Origin of the sequence: Embleya sp. NPDC020886 (assembly GCF_044333915.1) — a bacterium.
Classification (GTDB): Bacteria; Actinomycetota; Actinomycetes; order Streptomycetales; family Streptomycetaceae; genus Embleya.
Window position 1 is genome coordinate 126050 of sequence record NZ_JBIRRX010000018.1, and the last position, 20255, is coordinate 146304.

21 protein-coding genes and 1 tRNA gene are annotated in these 20255 nt (G+C 69.8%); 12 read left to right on the forward strand and 10 right to left on the reverse strand.

Annotated features, from left to right (window positions below; translation table 11 throughout):
* The first annotated feature begins 558 nt into the window (after positions 1-558).
* A complete protein-coding gene (locus ACH4U8_RS39625; protein ID WP_395782960.1) occupies positions 559-2061 on the forward strand; it encodes a polysaccharide biosynthesis protein in 1503 nt (500 codons plus the stop codon).
* A gap of 165 nt (positions 2062-2226) precedes the next feature.
* Positions 2227-2661: a pyridoxamine 5'-phosphate oxidase family protein gene (locus ACH4U8_RS39630; RefSeq protein WP_360308419.1), complete on the forward strand. Its 435-nt coding sequence runs from the start codon at positions 2227-2229 to the stop codon at positions 2659-2661.
* Positions 2662-2683: 22 nt separating this feature from the next.
* Here ACH4U8_RS39630 and ACH4U8_RS39635 read toward each other — a convergent pair whose 3' ends face one another.
* The 6 genes from ACH4U8_RS39635 to ACH4U8_RS39660 all read right to left on the reverse strand — a co-directional run bounded on the left by ACH4U8_RS39635 (position 2684) and on the right by ACH4U8_RS39660 (position 7484).
* Positions 2684-2875, reverse strand: coding sequence for a hypothetical protein (locus tag ACH4U8_RS39635; protein WP_395782962.1), 192 nt, complete (start codon positions 2873-2875; stop codon positions 2684-2686).
* 178 nt (positions 2876-3053) lie between these two features.
* Positions 3054-3905: a helix-turn-helix domain-containing protein gene (locus tag ACH4U8_RS39640; protein WP_395782964.1), complete on the reverse strand. Its 852-nt coding sequence runs from the start codon at positions 3903-3905 to the stop codon at positions 3054-3056.
* Between the two features lie 149 nt (positions 3906-4054).
* Positions 4055-4819 carry a DUF4232 domain-containing protein gene (locus ACH4U8_RS39645; protein ID WP_395782966.1) on the reverse strand — a complete coding sequence of 255 codons (765 nt, stop codon included), beginning with the start codon at positions 4817-4819 and terminating at the stop codon, positions 4055-4057.
* A gap of 490 nt (positions 4820-5309) precedes the next feature.
* Positions 5310-5753 carry a GNAT family N-acetyltransferase gene (locus ACH4U8_RS39650; RefSeq protein ID WP_395782968.1) on the reverse strand — a complete coding sequence of 148 codons (444 nt, stop codon included), beginning with the start codon at positions 5751-5753 and terminating at the stop codon, positions 5310-5312.
* A gap of 167 nt (positions 5754-5920) precedes the next feature.
* Positions 5921-6790 (reverse strand): hypothetical protein, encoded by an 870-nt coding sequence (locus tag ACH4U8_RS39655; RefSeq protein ID WP_395782970.1) that lies wholly within the window; start codon positions 6788-6790, stop codon positions 5921-5923.
* 271 nt (positions 6791-7061) lie between these two features.
* On the reverse strand, positions 7062-7484 hold the full coding sequence (locus ACH4U8_RS39660) for a hypothetical protein (protein WP_395782972.1): 423 nt from the start codon (positions 7482-7484) through the stop codon (positions 7062-7064).
* A gap of 120 nt (positions 7485-7604) precedes the next feature.
* On the opposite strand from ACH4U8_RS39660, the gene ACH4U8_RS39665 reads away from it, so the two are divergent.
* Positions 7605-7766, forward strand: coding sequence for a hypothetical protein (locus ACH4U8_RS39665; RefSeq protein ID WP_395782974.1), 162 nt, complete (start codon positions 7605-7607; stop codon positions 7764-7766).
* Positions 7766-7894: a hypothetical protein gene (locus ACH4U8_RS39670; protein WP_395782976.1), complete on the forward strand. Its 129-nt coding sequence runs from the start codon at positions 7766-7768 to the stop codon at positions 7892-7894. The genes ACH4U8_RS39665 and ACH4U8_RS39670 overlap by 1 nt, the downstream gene beginning before the upstream one ends.
* A gap of 63 nt (positions 7895-7957) precedes the next feature.
* Here ACH4U8_RS39670 and ACH4U8_RS39675 read toward each other — a convergent pair whose 3' ends face one another.
* Positions 7958-10228 (reverse strand): MMPL family transporter, encoded by a 2271-nt coding sequence (locus ACH4U8_RS39675; RefSeq protein WP_395782978.1) that lies wholly within the window; start codon positions 10226-10228, stop codon positions 7958-7960.
* 175 nt (positions 10229-10403) lie between these two features.
* On the opposite strand from ACH4U8_RS39675, the gene ACH4U8_RS39680 reads away from it, so the two are divergent.
* Both ACH4U8_RS39680 and ACH4U8_RS39685 read left to right on the forward strand, forming a co-directional pair.
* Positions 10404-11576, forward strand: a complete 1173-nt coding sequence (locus ACH4U8_RS39680; RefSeq protein WP_395782980.1) for a sensor histidine kinase — start codon at positions 10404-10406, stop codon at positions 11574-11576.
* Positions 11551-12213, forward strand: a complete 663-nt coding sequence (locus ACH4U8_RS39685) for a response regulator (protein ID WP_395782982.1) — start codon at positions 11551-11553, stop codon at positions 12211-12213. The genes ACH4U8_RS39680 and ACH4U8_RS39685 overlap by 26 nt, the downstream gene beginning before the upstream one ends.
* Before the next feature lie 208 nt (positions 12214-12421).
* On the opposite strand, the gene ACH4U8_RS39690 is transcribed toward ACH4U8_RS39685, so the two are convergent.
* Positions 12422-12604 carry a hypothetical protein gene (locus ACH4U8_RS39690; RefSeq protein ID WP_395782984.1) on the reverse strand — a complete coding sequence of 61 codons (183 nt, stop codon included), beginning with the start codon at positions 12602-12604 and terminating at the stop codon, positions 12422-12424.
* 287 nt (positions 12605-12891) lie between these two features.
* Between ACH4U8_RS39690 and eno the strand changes: the two genes are divergently transcribed.
* The 5 genes from eno (at position 12892) to ACH4U8_RS39715 (ending at position 18201) form a co-directional block, all read left to right on the forward strand.
* On the forward strand, positions 12892-14172 hold the full coding sequence (gene eno / locus ACH4U8_RS39695) for a phosphopyruvate hydratase (protein ID WP_360308451.1): 1281 nt from the start codon (positions 12892-12894) through the stop codon (positions 14170-14172).
* 56 nt (positions 14173-14228) lie between these two features.
* A complete protein-coding gene (locus ACH4U8_RS39700; RefSeq protein ID WP_395782986.1) occupies positions 14229-14846 on the forward strand; it encodes a septum formation initiator family protein in 618 nt (205 codons plus the stop codon).
* 93 nt (positions 14847-14939) lie between these two features.
* Positions 14940-15509, forward strand: coding sequence for a DUF501 domain-containing protein (locus ACH4U8_RS39705; RefSeq protein ID WP_395782988.1), 570 nt, complete (start codon positions 14940-14942; stop codon positions 15507-15509).
* Complete coding sequence (locus ACH4U8_RS39710; protein ID WP_360308460.1) at positions 15506-16441, forward strand: Ppx/GppA phosphatase family protein; 936 nt, start codon at positions 15506-15508, stop codon at positions 16439-16441. The genes ACH4U8_RS39705 and ACH4U8_RS39710 overlap by 4 nt, the downstream gene beginning before the upstream one ends.
* Positions 16442-16851: 410 nt before the next feature.
* Entirely contained in the window at positions 16852-18201 is a 1350-nt protein-coding gene (locus tag ACH4U8_RS39715) for an NAD(P)/FAD-dependent oxidoreductase (protein ID WP_360308463.1), read from the forward strand.
* 127 nt (positions 18202-18328) lie between these two features.
* On the opposite strand, the gene ACH4U8_RS39720 is transcribed toward ACH4U8_RS39715, so the two are convergent.
* A complete protein-coding gene (locus tag ACH4U8_RS39720) occupies positions 18329-19105 on the reverse strand; it encodes an ABC transporter ATP-binding protein (RefSeq protein WP_360308466.1) in 777 nt (258 codons plus the stop codon).
* Positions 19106-19413: 308 nt separating this feature from the next.
* Here ACH4U8_RS39720 and ACH4U8_RS39725 point away from each other — a divergent pair.
* Positions 19414-19498, forward strand: a tRNA-Leu gene (locus tag ACH4U8_RS39725).
* Between the two features lie 180 nt (positions 19499-19678).
* Here the strand turns inward: ACH4U8_RS39725 and cyaB are convergent.
* Positions 19679-20254 carry a class IV adenylate cyclase gene (gene cyaB / locus ACH4U8_RS39730; RefSeq protein ID WP_395782990.1) on the reverse strand — a complete coding sequence of 192 codons (576 nt, stop codon included), beginning with the start codon at positions 20252-20254 and terminating at the stop codon, positions 19679-19681.
* Position 20255: the final 1 nt, after the last annotated feature.

Below are 20255 nucleotides of genomic sequence, written 5' to 3' on the forward strand. Positions count from 1 at the left end.
ATTCGGAATCGGCTCCATTCGCGATCTTCGCGAGTGGGGCCGATTCGTCGTATCGCGGTGATGATCCTTGGTGCCGCGTGGTGTTGCCGCGGCGATACTCGTGGTGTTGCCCTGCTCCGGCCGGGCGTTCGAGGTTGCTCGGGGGAGTCGACACGTGCCCACCTCGGGGTGTGTGGTGGGCGGGCATGGCGGGATGACGGCCGGGAAACGGGCCGGGAAAGCCTCGACGATTACCCGGTGATCCTTTGTGGACACGGAAAAGGCGAAGTTGCGGGTGTTTGGGCAAAACCGCGACGGGGGCCGAAGGTGGGCCTTACGCTGAATCCCGAGTGCCGGTGGTTGCCTGCGCGGCTGTTGGTCCGAGCGATACGCCTGGGCCGCAAGTGACGGGGCGACTGTGGGACCACCGGGGTCGTGGGGGTAATTGGGGCAGTCGCGTACGACCGCCGGGGTGGGCGTGGTGCGATGGGGGCGCTCACCCGTATCGGTGTGTCGGTGCCGCGTGTGGTCGGTGCACGATCCTTGCCGATCACGCTGCACCTGACCAAGGGGGGCTTGATGGGTCGGAGTTCAGCAGCGACGGAGAGTTCGGGAGCGGGTCTGCGGACCCTGGTCGTGGGGGCCGGGTCGGCGGGCAGCGCGTTGGCGCGAGATCTGTTGCGGACACCCGATTTCGGGTTGTGCCCGATCGGATTTCTCGACGACGACCCCGACAAGGACGGGATCCGGGTCGCCGACGCGGACAACCCACAACATCTGCTTCCGGTCCTGGGCGGTCTTGCCGCCCTGACCGATGTGGCACTGGAGCATGGCATCGAGGTGGTCGTGCTGGCCATCCCGGGGCTGCCGCACGAGGAGTTTCGCAAAGTGGCCGCCGGCGCCGCCGCGATCGGCGCCGCCGTACGGTATCTGCCGTCCTTCCTGGTCGCGTTGCGGCGCGACGTGGTCGGCAGCGACATGCGCATGCTCGACGTCAACCGACTGATCGGGCGGCAGGAACTGCACGTGGTCTCGGCGTCGGTGCGCGAGGTGATCGCGGGCCGCCGGGTGCTGATCACCGGCGCGGGCGGGTCGATCGGCAGTGAGTTGTGCCGGCAGGTCTACGGCTTCGGGCCGAGCCGGATGTACATGCTCGACCATGACGAATCCAACCTGCATCGTCTCCAACTCGACGTGTGGGGCGAGGCGTTGCTCGACGACGAGACGCTGGTCATCGCGGACATCCGGGATCGGCCGCGGATCGAACAGCTCTTCCACGACCTCAAGCCTGAGGTGGTCTTCCACGCTGCCGCGCACAAACACCTGCCGTTGCTCGAACGGCATCCGTGCGAGGCGGTCAAGTCCAACGTGCTGGGCACGGAGAACCTGGTTCGGGCCGCGCTCGACGTGGGGGTCGAGCGTTTCGTGCTGATCTCCACGGACAAGGCGGCCGACCCGGTCTCGGTGCTCGGCGCGACCAAGCGGCTGGCCGAGTTGATCGTGCAGGCGAACACGCAGGCGCCGGGGGTGTTCGCCGGTGTCCGGTTCGGCAACGTGCTGGGCAGCCGCGGCTCGCTGCTGTCCGTACTGGCCGAACAGCTGCGCGCGGGCGGCCCGGTCACCGTCACCCACCCGGACGTCACCCGGTTCTTCATGACCATCGAGGAGGCCGTGGGGCTGGTCCTGGAGGCAGGGAGGATGGCCCAGGGCGGCGAGATCTTCGTGCTCGACATGGGCGAGCCGGTGCGGATCGTGGACTTGGTGCACAAGTTCGCCGAACAGGTGAACCTGCCGAACGTGCCGATCCGCTTCACCGGCCTGCGGCCGGGCGAGAAGCTCAACGAGGCACTGTTCTCGTCCACCGAGGAACGCCTGCCCACCGAACATCGGCGGATCCAGGCGACCGTGCCGCCAGGGCAGGCGTTGGACGCGGTGGTGCGGCTGCCGGAGCTGTACGACGCGGCGGCGGTGAACGACACGAACGCGGTGCGGGCGCTTTTGTCCGAGCTGCTGCCGGGCTACACCACGCCGGAGCCGGCCGGGGCCGAGGTGTTGTCGGCGCCGTATCCGGACGACTTCTAGGCATATTCGAACGACTTCCGGACGTACTCGAACGACTTCCGGATGTATTCGTACAACCGCCGGATCGTTTCCTGCCATCCGGTGGGCGGTAATCGCGTGACCGGTGGGGCGACGGGCGCAGTACGGTGGCCATGAGGCCCCTGTGCTGCGAAAGGCGGATCCTCCATGATCGACCCCGAACTGAGGACGGCTCTGGACGCGATGCTCGGCGATCCGGAGCACTGGGTGCACGTGGGCACGGTGACCCCGACGGGGGAGCCGCACGTGACACCCGTGATGCTCGCGTACGACGACGAGTACCTCTACCTCAGCCTCACCGGCCGCACCAAGAAGGCGAACCTGGAGCACGACCCGCGCGTGTGCCTGTCGATGGCGCGGGACGGCGACATCGCGCACGTCATCGTGTGGGGCGAGGTGACCATGCGCGAGGACGAGTGGGCGCAGGAGCGCTGGGAATTCGCGATGCGACACATCCTGGGCGAGGCGGGCCTGGCGCAACAGCGCCGCCCGCTGTCGCGGGAGGGCACCAGCCTGGGCGTGGTCACGCCGAAGCGATGGCGGGTCTTCGGTCTCGGATTGGGCCCGGGGCCCGGTTCGTGACGGGCCGGCCTCGGCCGGGGGATCAGCCGCGCAGGGCCTCGTCGTCCTCGCGGTGGATCTCCGCCTGCGCGAACAACACCGAGGCCACGTAGCAGGGCAACGCGATCAACGCGGCGACGAGCACGACGTCCTCCGCCCTCAGCAGGCTCGTGGCCACTCCGAGCAGTGCGAGGACCAGTGGCAACAGCCTTCGCCAGATCACCAGTTCATGCATTCGAGCGACCCGCCCGGCCTGCACGAGCACGCCACCACCAACCACGGCCACAAACCCGATCGCGAGCAACTCCACAGCAGTACAACGGCCTTCCGCCAACCACGCCGACAGGGAAGCCTCCAGCAAACCAGAACTCCCATGCGTGTGCCCGCCGATCCCGATCAAGGGCTGTCCGCAATCACTCGGCCACTCGGGTTCGTGCGCACAACTCCCGTACCGCCGCCGCCGAGGCGGAGCCGGGCTCGGCGGCGTAGACGACGAGCAGCTTCTCCGGCGTGTCGAACGGTTGCAGCGTCTCGTAGTTCAGCATCAGCGGTCCCGCCGTGGGGTGCAGGATGCAACAGGAGCCGTGCGCGCGTTCGAGAACGTCCTGTGCCGACCAGAGTCGGCGGAAGTCCGCACTGATCGAGAGCAGTTCCCGAATGTGCGCGGCGAGCGCCGGATCGTGCGGGCGATTGCCGACCTGGGTGCGCAGAAATCCCACCACCTCCCGGGCCTTGGCCTCCCAGTCCGCGTACAACAACCGCGAGCGTGGGTCGCCGAAGACCAGCCGGCCGATCAGGCGACGAGGAGCGGGGATCTCGGCGAAATCGAGGAACACCTCGACCGCCGGACGATTCCAGGCCAGCAACAGGCCGTTGCGACCGACCAGGTAGGCGGGCGTGTCGGCGAGGGAGTCCAGGATCGACTGCACGCTCGGCCGTACTCCGGTGCCCGCGTCCGCATCGACCTTCGCATCCGCACCGCGTGCGGCGCCGGACCGGGCGAGGGCGAGCAGATAGCGGCGCTCGCCCGACGTCAACCGCAGCGCGCTCGCGACCGCCTGCAGGACGGTGTCCGACACCCGCGAAGCCTGGCCGCGTTCCAGCCGGATGTAGTGGTCGAGGCTGACGGCCGCGAGCGCGGCCACCTCCTCGCGTCGCAGGCCCGCCACCCGGCGAGGGCCCTGCTCGGCCAGTCCCACATCCTCGGGACGCAGGCGGGCCCGACGGGACACGAGGAAGTCGCGTAACGCGGCGCTGGGATCCACGCCGTCAGTATTCACACTGGGCGAACACCCGGTAAGAGAGCGAAAGTTGTCCCGCTCATTCACTTTCGGAGGGTCCGTTCCCGCCGCGCCGGGCGCGGGCGAGGAACGACCGTCCTCGCCTGTACCGGTGCGCGGGAGGGTGAGCCGGGTCAGCCGCCCTGGCCGGCGCTGCCCATGGGGCCGACGGTGACGGGGGAGCCGGAACCGTCGGTGACGGGGAGGGTGGCGGCGCCGGGCCAGGGGATGTCGGCGGCCTTGGTCTCGCCGGGCGGGGTGACGAGCAGGCCGGTGATGCGGACGCCGGAGCCGCCGGAGTCGTTGTCGGGGTAGTGGATGCCGAACGAGATCGACGTACTGCGCTTGAGGACGATCGGGAAGACCGGCTCATTGGTGCGCTTGGCCGACAGCGGGCCCTGGCTGGTCTTGAGGTCGATACCGGCGAATCCGAGCATCGAGCAGTCGCCGGCGAGGTTGTTGAGGGTGACCACGACGGTGCGGTCGCCGTCGCCGTCGATGGTGGCGTCGTCCGCGAGGAAGCTCAGGTCGTCGGTACGGCACTTGGCGGGACCGCCGCTGTTGCCGGAACCGGAACCGGAACCGGAACCGGAACCGGAACCCGACCCCGACCCGGAACCGGTCCTGGTGGACTTGTTCGGTGTGACGGAGGTGGTGCTCCCGGCGGAGTCCTTGGTGGAGGTCGTGCTCCCGGTGGAGCCGCCCCCGCCGGCCTGGCCGCCGGTGGTGGCCGCGGCGGGCGGGGCCACGGGGTTTCCGGCGGCGGGTGCGCCCTGTGCGGCGGGTGTGTTGCCCTGTGCGGCGTTGCCCGAGTCGGTGCCCTGGCATGCCGTCATCATCATCGCGCCGCCGACGACGGCGGCGGAGAGGAGGAAGGCCCTGCTGCGGTTCCCGAACATGAACGACCCCTTGGTATGTGGTGATTGAAGCCCGGAGCCGGTTGGGCTCCGCGGTGCTTGCTCGATCACTATGGCGAGGTCGCGGACCGGGAAGATATGGGAGTCGTCGTACCACGACGGCGCTGTCACAGGCCGGTGACATGGTCACCAAAGGGAACGACGAAGGCCGGCGCGCCCCCGTTCCACGCTGCGGCAACAGCACGTTTGCCCTGGTGACACCCCTCGCGGCCGTGGCCGGCGGACGGTGTTACAACAGTCCCTCGTGCGGATTCGGCCATGTCGGGGGACATACATGGCGAACTCGGGTCTCCACGGGAGGGGTTGCATCGGGTCGAGGCCGGGTTCCCGGTGGTGTGCCGGGGAACCACCCGACCGAGAGTGGTGGTTCGAGGGCCGCCCGGCCCACGCCGGTGACCCACGACCACGCGTAACAGCGCGGCCGGGTCGACATCCGACACGAAGATGACCGTCCCTTCGTTCCCACCTGGCGTCAGGACGGGCGCGCGAGGTACGCCGTCTTGGAGTCGGGCGAGAAGCCGCACGCTCGGTAGAACGCGTGAGTGGCGGGCTCGCGCGAACCCGTCAGCAACATCGCCTTGTAGCAGCCCGCGTCCCATGCGGCTCGGAGCGTGCCGGCCATGACCTGCCTGCCCAGACCCGAGCCCCGCAGGGTCTCTTCGACGACGACGTTCTCGACGACCGCGTACGGCGACGCGGATCGGGTGAGGTTCGGGATCACGTTCAGGTACGTCGTGGCGACGACGAGCCCATCGGCTTCGAGTACGTGGAGGTGCAGGCCGGGCGAGTCCAGAATCTGCGCGAAGGCCGCCGCGTCGGACCCGTCCCGCAGAACCGGGTCCTCCGGGTGCAGTTGCCGGTAGAGACGCAGGACGGCTTCGAAGTCCCCGGACACGGCCTCGCGGAAGAGAATCATGGCCGCACGCTACGCGGCGACCGCCCGGCGGGAGACGATCAAGGACCCACCGGGCGCCTCACCGGACCCGGGCGGTGTTCGTGCTCGTGGTCGACGAGACCGGTGACGCGGAACGGTTGTACAAGCTTCGTGGGTGGCATCTCGGCTCCCGGGGCGCGGAGAGGGGATCAAAAGTGTGGGGTCGGTGCGCCATAGCGTGGTTTGCAGGTGGTGCACGGGATGGGGCGGCCCTCCCGATCCTCGCCGCGCCAGCCGTGTTTGCAGCCGCAGGCGGGGGACGGGGGCTCGGGCTGCGGGTCGCCGCTCACGGATCGGCGGAACGTCTCGCGCATCACGGTGTGTATTTCGATCGCCTCGTCGAGGCGGTAGAGGAGCACGGCCAACGGTGAGCGGATTCCGGGGCCGGTGAGGGGTCCTCGGGTGCGGATGGTGTCGGCGAGGTCGTGGATCAGGATGTCTCGGTTGGTGCGTCGGGCGAGTTTGAGGGCGACGCGGTGCAGGCCGGGCATCAGGAATTCGTGCGACTCGGGCGGGAGTTGTTCGACCAGGACCTTCGCCGCTCGAAACGACGCGTTGTCCGGCGGGCTCGCGCGGGAGGGAGTGGGGGGAGACCCCGTTCCTTCCCTGATAGAGGTAACCACAGGGAGCGGCTCATCCGGATGAACCGTTGAGGCGCTGTGGTGAGCGGTCGAGCGCCTGCGGGTCGTGTTCGGCGAAGGGCTCAACGGCTCATCCCGGTGAGCGGTTGAGTCGACGCTCAACGGTTCATCCGGATGAGCCGTCGAGGGCAGCAGCAGGGCGTACTCGCTGAACGACGAGCTGCCGTCCCCGAGTCGATGGCCGCGGTGGACCTGGAGCAGGAGCCCACGCTGCCGCAACGTGTCGAGTGCGCGACGAACGGTGGAGGGGTGGAAGCCACCGTCGGCGGCGAGTATGGCGTGCGTGACGCGGATACCGGTGCCGTCGGACTTCGCGTGGGATGCGAGCAACAGTGCGAACAGCAGCAGCGTTCGCTCGATCCCCGGATCACCCCGCACGACCTCCTGCCACCTGGCGCGACGCGCATATGGGGGAATCGTGGCGGGATCGGTGGTCGGGGAAGAGAAGTTCAGGCATGCTTGGGCTTGAGGATGCGCCGGTACCACGGCGTTGCCTTTCTGTCGGTTCGCTGCCTTACAGCGAGTTGACCGGCGGCGATCACCTTCTGAGGGGTGATCGCCGCTTTCCGTAGTCGAACCGTAACGGCCGTTTAATCGCCGATGCCCAACTTTCACCCGATCGAGCGACCAACCGTTTTTTGACGCCCCGTCACCGGTATCCCGGCGGATACGTCCCCGAGCGGACGCTCTTCGACGAATCACCCTGGCAGCGCGCGGAGTTCGAGCCTCGACCCATCGCAAGGTCAGCGGGGCCGGGCGAGTCGAACGCCGCAGGCGCCCCGAAGGCGATCCGATCCGGAGCCTCGGCCACCGACACCCAGGCCCGGTACAACAGCGCGACCCGAGGCGGCACTTCGCGGATGTCGTGCATCGCGCCGAGTGCGATGGCCGAGGCGGCGGCACCACTCGTGAGCGCACCGACGTCCCGGGTTCGCACACAAGTGCTGCGGGCCGTCGTGCCGCCGGGGGCGAAGAACCGGGCCGCGGCGCCCCGTTCCGCCGTCTTGTACTGCCGGGCCGCCATCTCCGGCGTGATCGCGATGTTCTCGCCGAGGTTGACCGGGGCGGCCATCGCCCGACCGGACTTCGGCACGATCGCGCCGGCCCGCTACGGCGAGGATTGGGGCGCGTATCGAGTCGTGATCGATGTGCGGAATGTGCCTTCGTGGCACGGTCCGATCGACGGTCTTACGTGACGCGAGTGCAACCGACCGATCCGGATCGGGAGTTCATCGAGTCGTACCTGGCGATCGGCGATTACGGCCCGTATCCCGAGCGACTGCGGCGGCAGTTCGAGGGCGTGATCCGGCGGTCCGAGACGGACGGGCGGCGGCGGGAGATGTCGAACGCCTGATGGACAGGCTCAAGGCGTGGCGAGGCATCGCCACCCGATACGACAGGACTCCCGACGGCCACCTCGCCGGTCTCCACCTGCGCGCCTCGATGATCCGGGTCAAAGACCTCGTCAGGACCACCCGATGATCACGACTCGATATGCCCCCCGGGCGCCGAGGTGCCGGACGCCAAGGGTGGGCAGGAGTCGAGTCAACGGTCGACCAGCCGTGGCCGCAGGGCCGCACCCGTGGATTCCGCGGCGGTGTCGTCGGTGCCGACCGGGCCGCGCGGAAGCATCCGGTCCAGCCACCTCGGCAGCCACCAGTTGGCCCGGCCGAGGAGCGTCATGGTCGCCGGTACCAGCACCATGCGTACGACCGTGGCGTCGATGAAGATCGCGGTGGCCAGGCCGAGTCCGAACATTTTGATGGAGGGATCATCGGCGACGGCGAAGGACAGGAAGACCGCCACCATGATGAGGGCGGCCGAGGTGATGATCCGGGCGGTGCCCGCGACGCCCTCGACGATCGCCGTGCCGTTGTCGCCGGTGCGCAGGTACTCCTCGCGTACGCGGGAGAGGAGGAACACCTCGTAGTCCATCGACAGGCCGAACAGGATGGCGAAGAGGAACATCGGGATGAACGACACGATCGGAACCGTCGCTTCCAGCCCGATCAGTGCGCCTCCCCAGCCCCACTGGAAGACCGCGACCATGATGCCGTAGGCCGCGCCGATGCTCAGCAGGTTCAGCAGTACCGCCTTGAGCGGTACGAGTACCGAGCGGAAGACCAGCATCAGCAGCAGGAACGACATCGCCAGCACGGCGGCGACGAGCACCGGCAGGCGTTGGCTGGTGCGTTGGCCCACATCGGACAGGCTCGCGGCGGCGCCGCCGACGTGGGCCCTGGCCGGGCCGTGCCCGATCGCCGCGGGCAGCACGTCGGTGCGCAGCCGGGCGATGGTGTCGGTCGTGGCCTTGTCCTGGGGGCTGGTGGTCGGGAACACCACGAGGGTCGCGATGCCGGTGGCCCGATCGACATGCGTCGGCGCGACGTATGCGATGCCCGGATCCGCCGCGACCGTTGCGACGAGTCGGTCCAGCACTCCCGGATCACCGGCGGGGTCCGCGGCGATGACGAGGGGACCGTTGGTGCCCGGGCCGAACCCTTCGGCGACGAGGTCGTACGCGCGGCGCTCGGTACGGCTGTCGGGCAGTGAGCCGTCGTCGGGCAGGCCGACGCGCAGGCCGAGCACGGGCAGCGTCGCGGTCAGCAGCAGCCCCGCCGCGCCGACCGCGTACGGCACCGGGTGCCGGCTGACGTGCCCGATCCAGCGCCGCCACCCGGCGGCGGGGGCGGCGCCCGCCGCCGGGTCCCGCCGCCGTGCGAGTCGGCCCGGCTTCCTGGTCTGCAGAGCCCGGCTGATCCGGCCGGCCCGGGCCAGGCGTGGGCCGGCGGCGCCGAGGAAGGCCGGCAGCAGCGTCACCGACGCGACCACCATGATCAGAACGACGATCGAGACGGCGAACCCGCCGACCGTCATGAACGGCACGTTCGCGACCGCCAGGCCGAGGATCGATACGACGACGGTGCCGCCGGCGAAGACCACGGGCCTCCCCGCCGTGGCCACCGCTCGCCCCGCCGCCTCGCGGGGATCGAGCCCACGCGCAAGGTATTCCCGGTGCCTGGCGAGCACGAACAGCGCGTAGTCGATGCCCACTCCGAGCCCGACCATGCTGCCCAGGACAGGGGCGAAGGTCGGGACGTCCGTCACCCCCGCCAGTAGCGTCATCGTGGCAACCCCGACGGTCAGCCCGAAGACCGCCATGCCGATCGGCAGCGCGGCGGCAATGAGCGAACCGAACGCCAGGAACAGGATCGCGGCCGCGGCGAGGATGCCGATCAACTCGCTTGCGCCGCCGTCGGGGTCGGAGAAGGCGTAGAAGAGGTTCCCGCCCATCTCGATGCGCAGGGGCAACTCGGCGCGCAGCCGGTCGCCGAGACCGACGAGGGCGTCGAGGTCCTCGGCCGACAGCCGGCTCTGGTCGGGGTACTGCACCCGGACGACCGCGATCCGCCCGTCGGCCGAGACAGGCCCGCCGTGCACGGCGGCGTCCCCGCCCGCGTCGAGCGCCCCCACCGGGTCGCTCGTGCCGAGCACGTGCGGCAGCCGCTCCACCTCGGTCTGCAGCCGCGTGAGAGCGGTGCGCGCGCTGCCGTGGTCGAAGAACGTCGCACCGCTGTCGAGCGGGGTGACGACCACCTGGGCGGTCATCCCCTCCTGACCGGTGCCGGCCCGCTCGATCAGTTCCGCGGCCCGTTGGGAGTCCAGTCCCGGAGCGGTCATCGAGTCCGCGGTCCGCCCGCCGAAAGCGATCGCGGCGAGTACGGCAAGCGTGGCGGCGATCAGCCATGCCGCGATCACCCGCCAGGGATGGCGGGCGGCGCTTGCGCCCACGAACAAGAGGGCTTTCGAGAGCATCGGGTCCTCCAACCACCTCGCCGGCCGTCCTTGTACGGCCGCCGATGACGAGGCTCGTTGCCACGGCGCTCCGCGGCATCGGCCGGCGGGCCGCGGGTCCCTCGGCCCCAGGGCGGGGTGACGTCCCGTCCTTTCGGCCGATGCGCGGCACGGCGCGATCCCTAGGCTGAGAATCGTGCTGCGAGACGACGTGAGAACCCTGTGGACCGAACCCCGGCCGCCCGACGCGCCCGCCCGGGTCTGGCGGGACTGGGCACTGCTCGCCGCGGGCCTGGGCGGTGTGATGCTGGAGGCCACGCTGCGCGAGAACGTCGTGTGGCGGCCGGCGGCAGTGGTGCCGGCCGTCTGGCTGTGCGTGCTGCTCCTGTGGCGCCGGACCCGCCCGCTGACGACGGTCGTGCTCGCGTTCGGCTCGACGATCCTGCTCCAGGTGGCCTCGCTGGTCGCCGCACTCCACGAGCTCGTCGGCCTGAACACCGGCGTGATCGTGCTCGTGCTGGTGTATGCGCTGCCCCGGTGGGGATCGGGACGGGAGATCGTGCTGGGCGGCGCGGTGATCCTCGCGACCTTCGCGACGTGTGCCGTCACGGACGAAACGCCGGCCGCCGAACAGATCGTGGGCTTCGTCTTCCTGTTCCTGCCCGGCTTGGCCGGGGCCGCCGTGCGGTTCCGGGCCACCGCTCGCGGGCGGCAGCTCGAGCAAGTACGTTCCCGCGAGCGCGAGCAGCTCGCCCGGGAACTCCACGACACGGTGGCGCACCACGTTTCGGCCATCGTGATCCGCGCCCAGGCGGGCCGGGTGCTCGCGGGTACCGACCCGTCCGCCGCCGTCGAGGCGCTGGAGGGGATCGAGGAGGAAGGGGCGCGAACCCTGGAGGAAATGCGCGCCATGGTCACCGCGCTGCGCGACCGGGGAGCGGGCGCAGAGTTGGCGCCGCCTGCCGGCGTCGCGGATCTGGAGCGCCTGCTGCGTACCCCGGGTGGTCATCTCAGGGTCGACTTGGGGCTCGACGGCGAGATGGACTCACTGCCCCCGGCCGTGGGCGCGGCCGTCTACCGCATCGTGCAGGAGTCGGTGACCAACGCCAGGCGCCATGCGGTCAACGCGACCGAGGTCGTCGTCCGGGTCACCGCGGAGCGCCACCAGGTACGCGTGAACGTGCGCGACAATGGCCAACGCACCGGCCGTGGCCACGACGGATTCGGCCTTGCCGGGCTGCGCGAGCGCGCGGCCCTGCTGGGCGGCCGGCTGCAAGCCGGCCCAGGCGCCGACGAGGGCTGGCATGTCGAAGCCGAGCTGCCACGAGGGAGGACCGAGAGCGGTGGCCATCCGCGTTCTCGTCGCTGACGACCAGGCGATCATCCGCACCGGGCTGCGGATCATGCTCAACGCGCAGCCCGGAATCGAGGCGGTCGGCGAGGCCGCCGACGGACGGCAAGCGGTAAGTCTGGCCCGCGAACTGCGCCCCGACGTCTGTCTGTTCGATATCCGCATGCCCGTGCTCGACGGGCTCCAGGCCACCCGGCTGATCGCCGGCCCGGGCGTCGCCGACCCGCTGGCCGTGGTCGTCATCACCACGTTCGACCTCGACGAATACGTCTACGGCGCGCTGCGCGCCGGCGCCCGCGGGTTCCTCCTCAAGGACACGGGACCGGAGCTTCTCACGCAGGCTGTTCGGTCGGCGTCCGATGGTGAGGCGCTCATCGCGCCGAGCGTCACCGTCCGTCTGCTCCAGACTTTCGCGGACTTCCCCGCCGGCCGGCCCGCGGCCCAGCCCGTCTCTCCCGTCACCGCCCGCGAGGAGCAGGTGCTCCTCGCCGTCGCTCGCGGGCTCACCAACACCGAGATCGCCGATGCCCTGCACATCAGCCTCAGCACGGTGAAAACGCACCTGGCCAGCCTGATGGCCAAGCTCGGCGCCCGCAACCGGGTCGAGATCGCGATGTGGGCCTACGAAACGCGCCGCATCGTCCCCGGAACCTGAGCCGGGTGCCGGGTCGTCTCCCATGAGTCCCCGCCCGGACATCAGTGCACCGGTCGGCTCGGGTCGCCACCACGTGCCTCACCCGCCCCAGAGCGTGACGTACCGGGAGGCCGGAACCGGGACGGTGGGACACCCGATACGACAAGACTCCGGACGGCTACCTCGCCGGTCTCCACGCTGCGCGCCTCGATGATCCGGATCGAAGACCTCACCAGGACCACCCGATGATCACGACTCGATACGCGCCCTGGTACCTCTGCGGCGCCGCCGGTTGTTCCTGCAACGGCTGCTGCTTCCGGGCGATTTCGCGCGCCACCGGCAGTGCGTCGATCGACTCGGTGCTCGCGCCGCGCGCCGGCGCGCTGTCGACCTTGAATCCGTCGTCACCCACCCGGGGTCTCCGTCGTCTCCGGCTCGCCGTTCCACGGACTCGCCCGCAACCGCACCGGAGATCTCCCGCGCCGGCGGCAAGGCATCCCGTGCGGCTCCCGCGCCTTCGCGCTCCGGCTCGGTCATGTGTGCGCCCCCGCCCCTCGACCGAGCGTCACCCGGCGCCCGTGTTCGCCCGCGCGTCACCGATCGGTTGCCCACAGCTACCCGTTCCCGGGCGAACCGCACCGCAGGCTGCTACTAGGCTGGCCGAGCAGACCAGCGTGCCCCTTGATCAAGGAGAAACTCGTGCCGTCCATCGACGTCATCCACGCCCGGGAGATCCTGGACTCCCGAGGGAACCCCACGGTGGAGGTCGAGGTCGTCCTCGACGACGGCAGCTCGGGCCGTGCCGCCGTGCCGTCCGGCGCTTCCACCGGCGCCTTCGAGGCCGTCGAGCTGCGGGACGGCGACCCGGCCCGCTACGGCGGCAAGGGTGTGCAGAAGGCCGTGGACGCGGTCAACGAGCGCATCTACGAGGAGATCGCCGGCACCGAGGCGGACGACCAGCGGCTGATCGACCAGGCGATGATCGACCTGGACGGCACCGAGAACAAGGCCGAACTCGGCGCCAACGCGATCCTGGGCGTCTCGCTCGCCGTCGCGCACGCCGCCGCCGAATCGGTGAACCTGCCGCTGTTCCGCTACGTCGGCGGTCCGAACGCGCACGTGCTCCCGGTGCCGATGATGAACATCCTCAACGGTGGTGCGCACGCCGACACCAACGTCGACGTCCAGGAGTTCATGATCGCGCCGATCGGCGCGGAGACCTTCGCCGAGGCGGTGCGCTGGGGCACCGAGGTCTACCACTGCCTCAAGTCGGTACTCAAGGCCCGCGGCCTGGCCACCAGCATCGGCGACGAGGGCGGCTTCGCGCCGAACCTGGAGAACAACCGCGCCGCGCTGGACCTGATCGTCGAGGCGATCGAGATGGCCGGCTACACCCCGGGCAGCGACATCGCGCTCGCGATGGACGTGGCCGCGAGCGAGTTCTACACCGACGGCGCGTACGTGTTCGAGGGCGGCAAGAAGACCTCGGCCGAGATGTCGGCCTACTACGCCGAGTTGGTCGCGGCGTACCCGCTCGTGTCGATCGAGGACCCGCTGGACGAGAGCGACTGGGAGGGCTGGGTCGCGCTGACCGCGCAGCTCGGCGACAAGATCCAGCTCGTCGGCGACGACCTCTTCGTCACCAACCCGGAGCGGCTGGCGCGCGGCATCGAGGAGAAGGCGGGCAACGCCCTTCTGGTGAAGGTCAACCAGATCGGCACGCTGACCGAGACCCTGGACGCCGTGTCGCTCGCCCACCGCAACGGCTACCGGTGCATGATGAGTCACCGGTCCGGCGAGACCGAGGACACCACGATCGCGGACCTCGCGGTGGCCACGGACTGCGGCCAGATCAAGACGGGCGCCCCGGCGCGCTCGGACCGGGTGGCGAAGTACAACCAGCTGCTGCGCATCGAGGAGATCCTCGACGACGCGGCGGAGTACGCCGGCCGCGGCGCGTTCCCGCGCTTCGACGGCTGACACCGGGTCGAGCGGGACACCGCCGACGCCGCATCGAGTGAACGGCGGGAGGACGCGTGAGCGAGCAGCGCGAGGACGGCCGCAGGACGACCGCTCCGACCAGGGCCGCGCGCGCGTCCCGAGCCGTCGCACCGCCGCGTCAGGCACGCGGTGACCGTCCGGCGGCACCGGCCACACCGAGGGTCGTCGCCGCGGTCGGGTCCCTCAAGGACTCGGCCGCGGCGGCGAGCCTGGGTCGGCTGCGCCGGCGCGGCGGCGGCAAGTGGATCGTGCTCACCCTGGTGGTGCTGAGCCTGGCCGTCGCGCTGGTGTACCCGCTGCGGCAATACCTGGACCAGCGCGCCGAGGTGCACGACCTGCGCGAGAGCACCCGCAAGCAGCAGGCCGAGACCGAACGCATGCGGTCCGACCTGGAGCGCTGGAACGACCCGGCGTTCGTGCGCCAACAGGCGCGTGAGCGGCTGCACTACGTCTACCCGGGCGATACCGCCTACCTGGTGGTGCCGCAGCCGGGCGAGCCGGGCAACCCGGCGCCGCCCACGCCCGCCCGGGCCGGTTCGCCGCCCTGGTACCGGGGCCTGTGGGACTCCACCCGCGACGCGGACCGGGCCGGTATGCCGACCGCGAGCGCGGCGCCCTCGCCCACGCCGACGCCCGCCGCCTCGATCGGATAGCGGACTCGTCCACCACGTCCGGGCGGGACCGGGACGGCACCCGGATCGAACGTCGGTCCGAATCACTCAGCGAAACAGGAAATACTCGCCTTCATGGATCAGCACGACATCGACGCCGTCAAGGCGCAGCTCGGCCGTACCCCGCGTGGTCTGCGCGGCGTCGCACACCGGTGCCCGTGCGGGTTGCCCGACGTCGTGGAGACCGCTCCGCGCCTGGAGGACGGCTCGCCCTTCCCGACGCTGTACTACCTGACCTGCCCGCGCGCGGCCTCCGCGATCGGCACCCTGGAGGCCAACAACGTCATGCGCGAGATGAGCGCGCGCCTGGCCGAGGACGAGGACCTCGCGGCCCGCTACGCCGCCGCGCACGAGGACTACCTGGCCCGACGGGACGCGATCGAGGTACTGGAGGGCTTCCCGTCGGCCGGCGGCATGCCGGATCGGGTCAAGTGCCTGCACGTGCTGGCCGGCCACGCGCTGGCCGCCGGGCGGGGCGTCAACCCGCTCGGCGACGAGACGTTGGACGCGTTGCCCGACTGGTGGGCCAAGGGCCCGTGCGTGTGCGTGGACCAGCCGGACCAGCCGGACCAGCCGGACCAGCCGGACCAGCCGGACCAGGCCGCCGAGGCCGACGACGCAGCCCCGAAGGACGAGACCCGATGACCCGACGCGTCGCCGCGATCGACTGCGGCACCAACTCCATCCGCCTGCTCGTCGCCGACCTGGACCCGGCCGCCGGGACATTGGTCGACCTGGACCGCCGGATGCGGATCGTCCGACTCGGCCAGGGCGTCGACAAGACCGGCCGACTGGCCCCCGAGGCGCTGGAGCGCACCTTCGCCGCGTGCCGCGAGTACGCCAAGGTGATCGGCGAACTGGGCGCCGAGCGGCTGCGTTTCGTGGCCACCAGCGCCAGCCGTGACGCGGAGAACCGGGAGGTGTTCCGATCCGGGGTGCGCGAGATCCTGGGCGTCGAGCCCGAGGTGATCTCCGGCGACGAGGAGGCCGCACTGTCCTTCGCCGGAGCCACCCGGGAACTCGCCGGGTCCGACTCCGTCGAGAAGCCGTACCTGGTGGTCGACCTCGGCGGCGGGTCCACCGAGTTCGTACTGGGCGACGATCGGCCCGAGGCGGCCCGATCGGTGGACATCGGCTGCGTCCGGATGACCGAGCGGCACCTGCGCTCGGACCCGCCGACGCCGGAGCAGATCGCCGCCGCGATCGCCGACATCGAGGCCGCGATCGCCCGGGCCGCGGAGGTGGTCCCGATGGATCGTGCCCGCACCCTGGTCGGCCTGGCGGGCTCGGTGACCACGGTCGCCGGCATGGCGCTGGAATTGCCCGAATACGACTCGACCGCCATCCACCACGCGCGGCCGACCCTCGATCAGGTCCGCGAAGTGACCGCCCGCCTGCTGGCGAGCACGCACGCCGAACGCACGAACATCCCGGTGCTGCACCCGGGGCGGGTGGACGTGATCGGCGCGGGTGCGCTGGTGTTGCGCACGATCATGGAACGCACCGGCCTGACCGAGGTCGTGGTCAGCGAGCACGACATTCTGGACGGCATCGCCTGGGGCCTGGCCGAGGGCTGATCGGGCCGACGGAGGCCGGCCGGACGACCGGGAACCATGTCCAACGTTCGGACACCCGGAAAAGTTTGTGAATCCCTTCACATGGCCGCGGAGGCAAAACTTGGCCATGTGAGCCGCTTTTCCTCCCGATGGGCCGGTCGTTCGGCGCCGGCGCCTTCGAACGTGGTGGTCGCCCCCGGTTCGAGGTGGAGATCACATTGCGCCGTCCCCGGGGTCCTCGGGCAGGATCGACGCAGGTCATCGGGACCGGGTCGGTGGACAAGCCGGCCGAATAGGGTCGAGTGAATCCCCCTCGACGGCACACCGTGCACAAATGCACAAGCAAAAGGACGAAGGGTACCAGACGGCCCCTTCGGTACTTCGCGCGGCCTCGAAGCACCGGCGAGTTCGATCGGTGGATACTTCCAAACATGAGCAACACGGATCGCCCTCGCATCCTTATCGTCGGCGGCGGCTACGTTGGTCTGTACGCCGCGCAGCGCATTCTCAAGAAGATGCGCTACGGCGAAGCGACCGTCACGGTCGTCGACCCGCGGTCGTACATGACCTACCAGCCCTTCCTCCCGGAAGCGGCCGCCGGCAGCATCTCACCGCGCCATGTCGTGGTGCCGCTGCGCCGTGTCCTGCCCAAGGCCGAGATCGTCAACGGCCGGGTCACCTCCGTCGACCACGACCGCAAGGTGGCGCTCGTCGAGCCGCTCGCGGGCGATTCCTACGAGCTCGGCTTCGACTACATCGTCATCGCGCTCGGCTCGATATCGCGGACCTTCCCGATTCCCGGCCTGGCCGAGAACGGCATCGGTCTCAAGACCATCGAAGAAGCCATCGCACTGCGCAACCACGTGCTCGGGCAGCTCGACCTGGCCGACTCCACCACCGACGAGGAGATCCGCCGCAAGGCGCTGACCTTCTGCTTCGTCGGCGGCGGCTTCGCGGGTATCGAGGCGCTGGCCGAGGTCGAGGACATGGCGCGCGACGCGGTGCGCTACTACAAGAACCTCAAGCGCGAGGACATGCGCTTCGTGATGGTGGAGGCGGCCAACCGCATCCTCCCCGAGGTCGGTCCGGAACTCGGCGCCTGGACGCTGGAGCGCCTCAAGGCCCGGGACATCGAGTTCCACCTGGAGACGTCGCTCAAGTCCTGCGTCGACAAGCACTGCGTGCTCTCGAACGACGTCGAGTTCGACGCCTCCACGATCCTGTGGACGGCGGGCGTCAAGCCGAACCCGGTGTTGTCGGAGTACGGTCTGCCGCTCGGCCCGCGTGGGCACGTCGACACGCGCACCACCCTTCAGGTGGTCGGCATGGACAACGTGTTCGCCGCCGGCGACAACGCGCAGGTGCCGGACCTCGCCGCGGGCGAGGGTGCCTGGTGCCCGCCGAACGCGCAGCACGCGGTGCGGCAGGCGCGGGTCCTGGGCGACAACGTCGTCTCGGTGATGCGTGGGTTCCCGCCGAGCGACTACAAGCACAAGAACCTCGGTGCGGTTGCCGGTCTGGGCCTGCACAAGGGTGTCGCGGTGATGTTCGGCAAGTTCAAGCTCAAGGGGCTGCCGGCCTGGTTGTTCCACCGCACGTACCACGGGGCGATGGTGCCCACCTTCAACCGGAAGACCCGGGTGTTCGCCGACTGGACGTTGTCGGCGTTCTTCCGGCGGGAGATCGTCTCGCTCGGGGCGATGGAGCACCCGCGGGACGAGTTCGCCGAGGCGGCGCTGCCGGCGCCTCGGGCGGCGGTCGAGCCCGCGGCCAAGGCGTAGTTCGCGCTCGGGCCCGGTACGCACTTGCGCGTTCGCGCACAGGTGCGTGCCGGGCCCTTTGCGTTCGTCCCGCGGACGGGGCGTCGGCCCGGGGCGGTCGTCGTCGAACGCCGAACGGCCCTCGGGGTCAGGCGATTCGGGCGGCTTCGAAGCGTTTCATGCGTTCGAGGACGAGGTCCGACGTGGGGGCGAGCATTTCGTCGACGATTCGGCCGTCGGCGAGGAAGAGCACTCGGTCCGCGTAGGACGCCGCGTTGGGGTCGTGCGTGACCATGACGATCGTCTGGCCGCTGTCGCGCACCGAGGCGCGCAGGAAGCCGAGCACCTCGGCGCCCGAGCGCGAGTCCAGGTTGCCGGTCGGTTCGTCGGCGAAGATGATCTCCGGCTTGCTTGCCAACGCCCGGGCACACGCCACGCGTTGTTGCTGACCACCGGACAACTCGCTGGGACGATGCTTGAGCCGATCCCGTAGGCCGACCGTGTCGATCACGTTGTCCAGCCACGCCGGATCCGGCCGCACGCCCGCGATGTCCATCGGCAGCGTGATGTTCTCCAGCGCGGTCAGCGTCGGCAGCAGGTTGAACGACTGGAAGACGAAGCCGACCTTCTCTCTGCGCAGCAGCGTCAACTGCTTGTCGCTCAGCGAGGACAACTCCGCGTCCCCCAACCGGACCGAGCCCGCCGAGATCGAGTCCAGGCCGGCCATGCAGTGCATCAACGTGGACTTGCCGGACCCGGAGGGGCCCATGATCGCGGTGTACTCGGCCCGCCGGAAGCCGACCGAGACGCCGTCGAGCGCGATCACCTGCGTCTCACCCGTGCCGTAGACCTTGGTCAGGTCGGTGGCGACGGCGACGAGCGCGCCGTTCGTCCCGACGCCCGCGTTGGGTTCGGTGGCGGTCAAGGGGGCCTCTTTCGTCGCGATCGGATTCGATGCGGCGAGGATCCGGACCCGGGCGACCACGATCACCGGGGGACGATCGGCCCGAGCGGACTCTCGACCCGGTGGTCCTACCCGGGGTTCGCCGGACGAATGCGGGATTTCCCCTGCTCAGCCGCCCCAAAACACTCATTCGGCACCATCCGCACTGCATGCGGACAGGTCGCCTCCGGTCGCTCTCCGCAATCGAACAGGCCGGCGGAAGAGCTCTCGGAGGCCCGGAAAACTCGGGGGTCAACTCGGTGCGCCGGTGCCGCTACGCTCAGCATCGCCCCCGGATGGTGGAACGCAGACACGAGGAGCTTAAACCTCCTTGGCCGCAAGGTCGTGCGGGTTCGAGTCCCGCTCCGGGGACCAAATGATCATGGCTCTGACCTGCGTCGGAGCCACTTTCAAGATCGCTGCCGTTGACAAGAGTGCGGGCTTGTCAACGGCCGGCCGATTCAAGATCATTCCCAGTCACCCCCTGTGCATCATTCGGAACAGCGTTCCGAAGGAGCGCAGAGCTGGCCCTCACGATAGAAATTTCGATCGCACCTATCGGTCACCCGATTGCGCAGCCGACCGCCGCGCCGCTACGGCGTCCGTATACAGCTCGGTGGTGTACGCATCGTCACCGATGCCGAGGGTCCCGAGCACCTCTCGCACGACATCGAGGGCGTCGGCCACGTCTTCGCTGCCTTTGACCAAGGTCTCGATTTCGATGAACGTCTCGTCCAACTCGGGCACCCGGACGAGAGTGGCGAGCACCTGGCGCCCGCCACGTTCGAGGTCGTAGTTGCGACAACGCTTCTCGAACTCGATCGTCGGCGTGTACCCAAGGCCCCGGAGCAACGCATGGGCGGCGGCCACGTCTTCGACGCACGTCTCGTGTTCTGGCTTCGACCCGGATGCCTCATCCACCCGCGCACCCTTGTAGGTCATCAACGAGACGGTCTCCGCTCCATGCACGGTCCTGATGCGCAACTCTTGATCGGTGGCCGTGAGCGTGCGCTCGGCGTCGTCGTAGTAGGTGTCCTGGTAGACCTCGGCACGCCCGGACGCGAGCTTCTCCAGCCCGTCCAACACTGATTCGGGGTCAAGAACACGAGCCTTCAATTCCGCCTCGATCATT

Excerpts from the sequence above, each read along its gene's own strand:
- ACH4U8_RS39675 (WP_395782978.1), bottom strand. The coding sequence starts at position 10,228 with ATGCTCTCGAAAGCCCTCTTGTTCGTGGGCGCAAGCGCCGCCCGCCAT.
- ACH4U8_RS39630 (WP_360308419.1), top strand. The coding sequence starts at position 2,227 with ATGATCGACCCCGAACTGAGGACGGCTCTGGACGCGATGCTCGGCGAT.
- ACH4U8_RS39710 (WP_360308460.1), top strand. The coding sequence starts at position 15,506 with ATGACCCGACGCGTCGCCGCGATCGACTGCGGCACCAACTCCATCCGC.
- ACH4U8_RS39670 (WP_395782976.1), top strand. The coding sequence starts at position 7,766 with ATGGACAGGCTCAAGGCGTGGCGAGGCATCGCCACCCGATACGACAGG.
- ACH4U8_RS39645 (WP_395782966.1), bottom strand. The coding sequence starts at position 4,819 with ATGTTCGGGAACCGCAGCAGGGCCTTCCTCCTCTCCGCCGCCGTCGTC.
- cyaB (WP_395782990.1), bottom strand. The coding sequence starts at position 20,254 with ATGATCGAGGCGGAATTGAAGGCTCGTGTTCTTGACCCCGAATCAGTG.
- ACH4U8_RS39715 (WP_360308463.1), top strand. The coding sequence starts at position 16,852 with ATGAGCAACACGGATCGCCCTCGCATCCTTATCGTCGGCGGCGGCTAC.
- ACH4U8_RS39660 (WP_395782972.1), bottom strand. The coding sequence starts at position 7,484 with ATGGCCGCCCCGGTCAACCTCGGCGAGAACATCGCGATCACGCCGGAG.
- ACH4U8_RS39635 (WP_395782962.1), bottom strand. The coding sequence starts at position 2,875 with ATGCATGAACTGGTGATCTGGCGAAGGCTGTTGCCACTGGTCCTCGCA.
- ACH4U8_RS39705 (WP_395782988.1), top strand. The coding sequence starts at position 14,940 with ATGGATCAGCACGACATCGACGCCGTCAAGGCGCAGCTCGGCCGTACC.
- ACH4U8_RS39650 (WP_395782968.1), bottom strand. The coding sequence starts at position 5,753 with ATGATTCTCTTCCGCGAGGCCGTGTCCGGGGACTTCGAAGCCGTCCTG.
- ACH4U8_RS39625 (WP_395782960.1), top strand. The coding sequence starts at position 559 with ATGGGTCGGAGTTCAGCAGCGACGGAGAGTTCGGGAGCGGGTCTGCGG.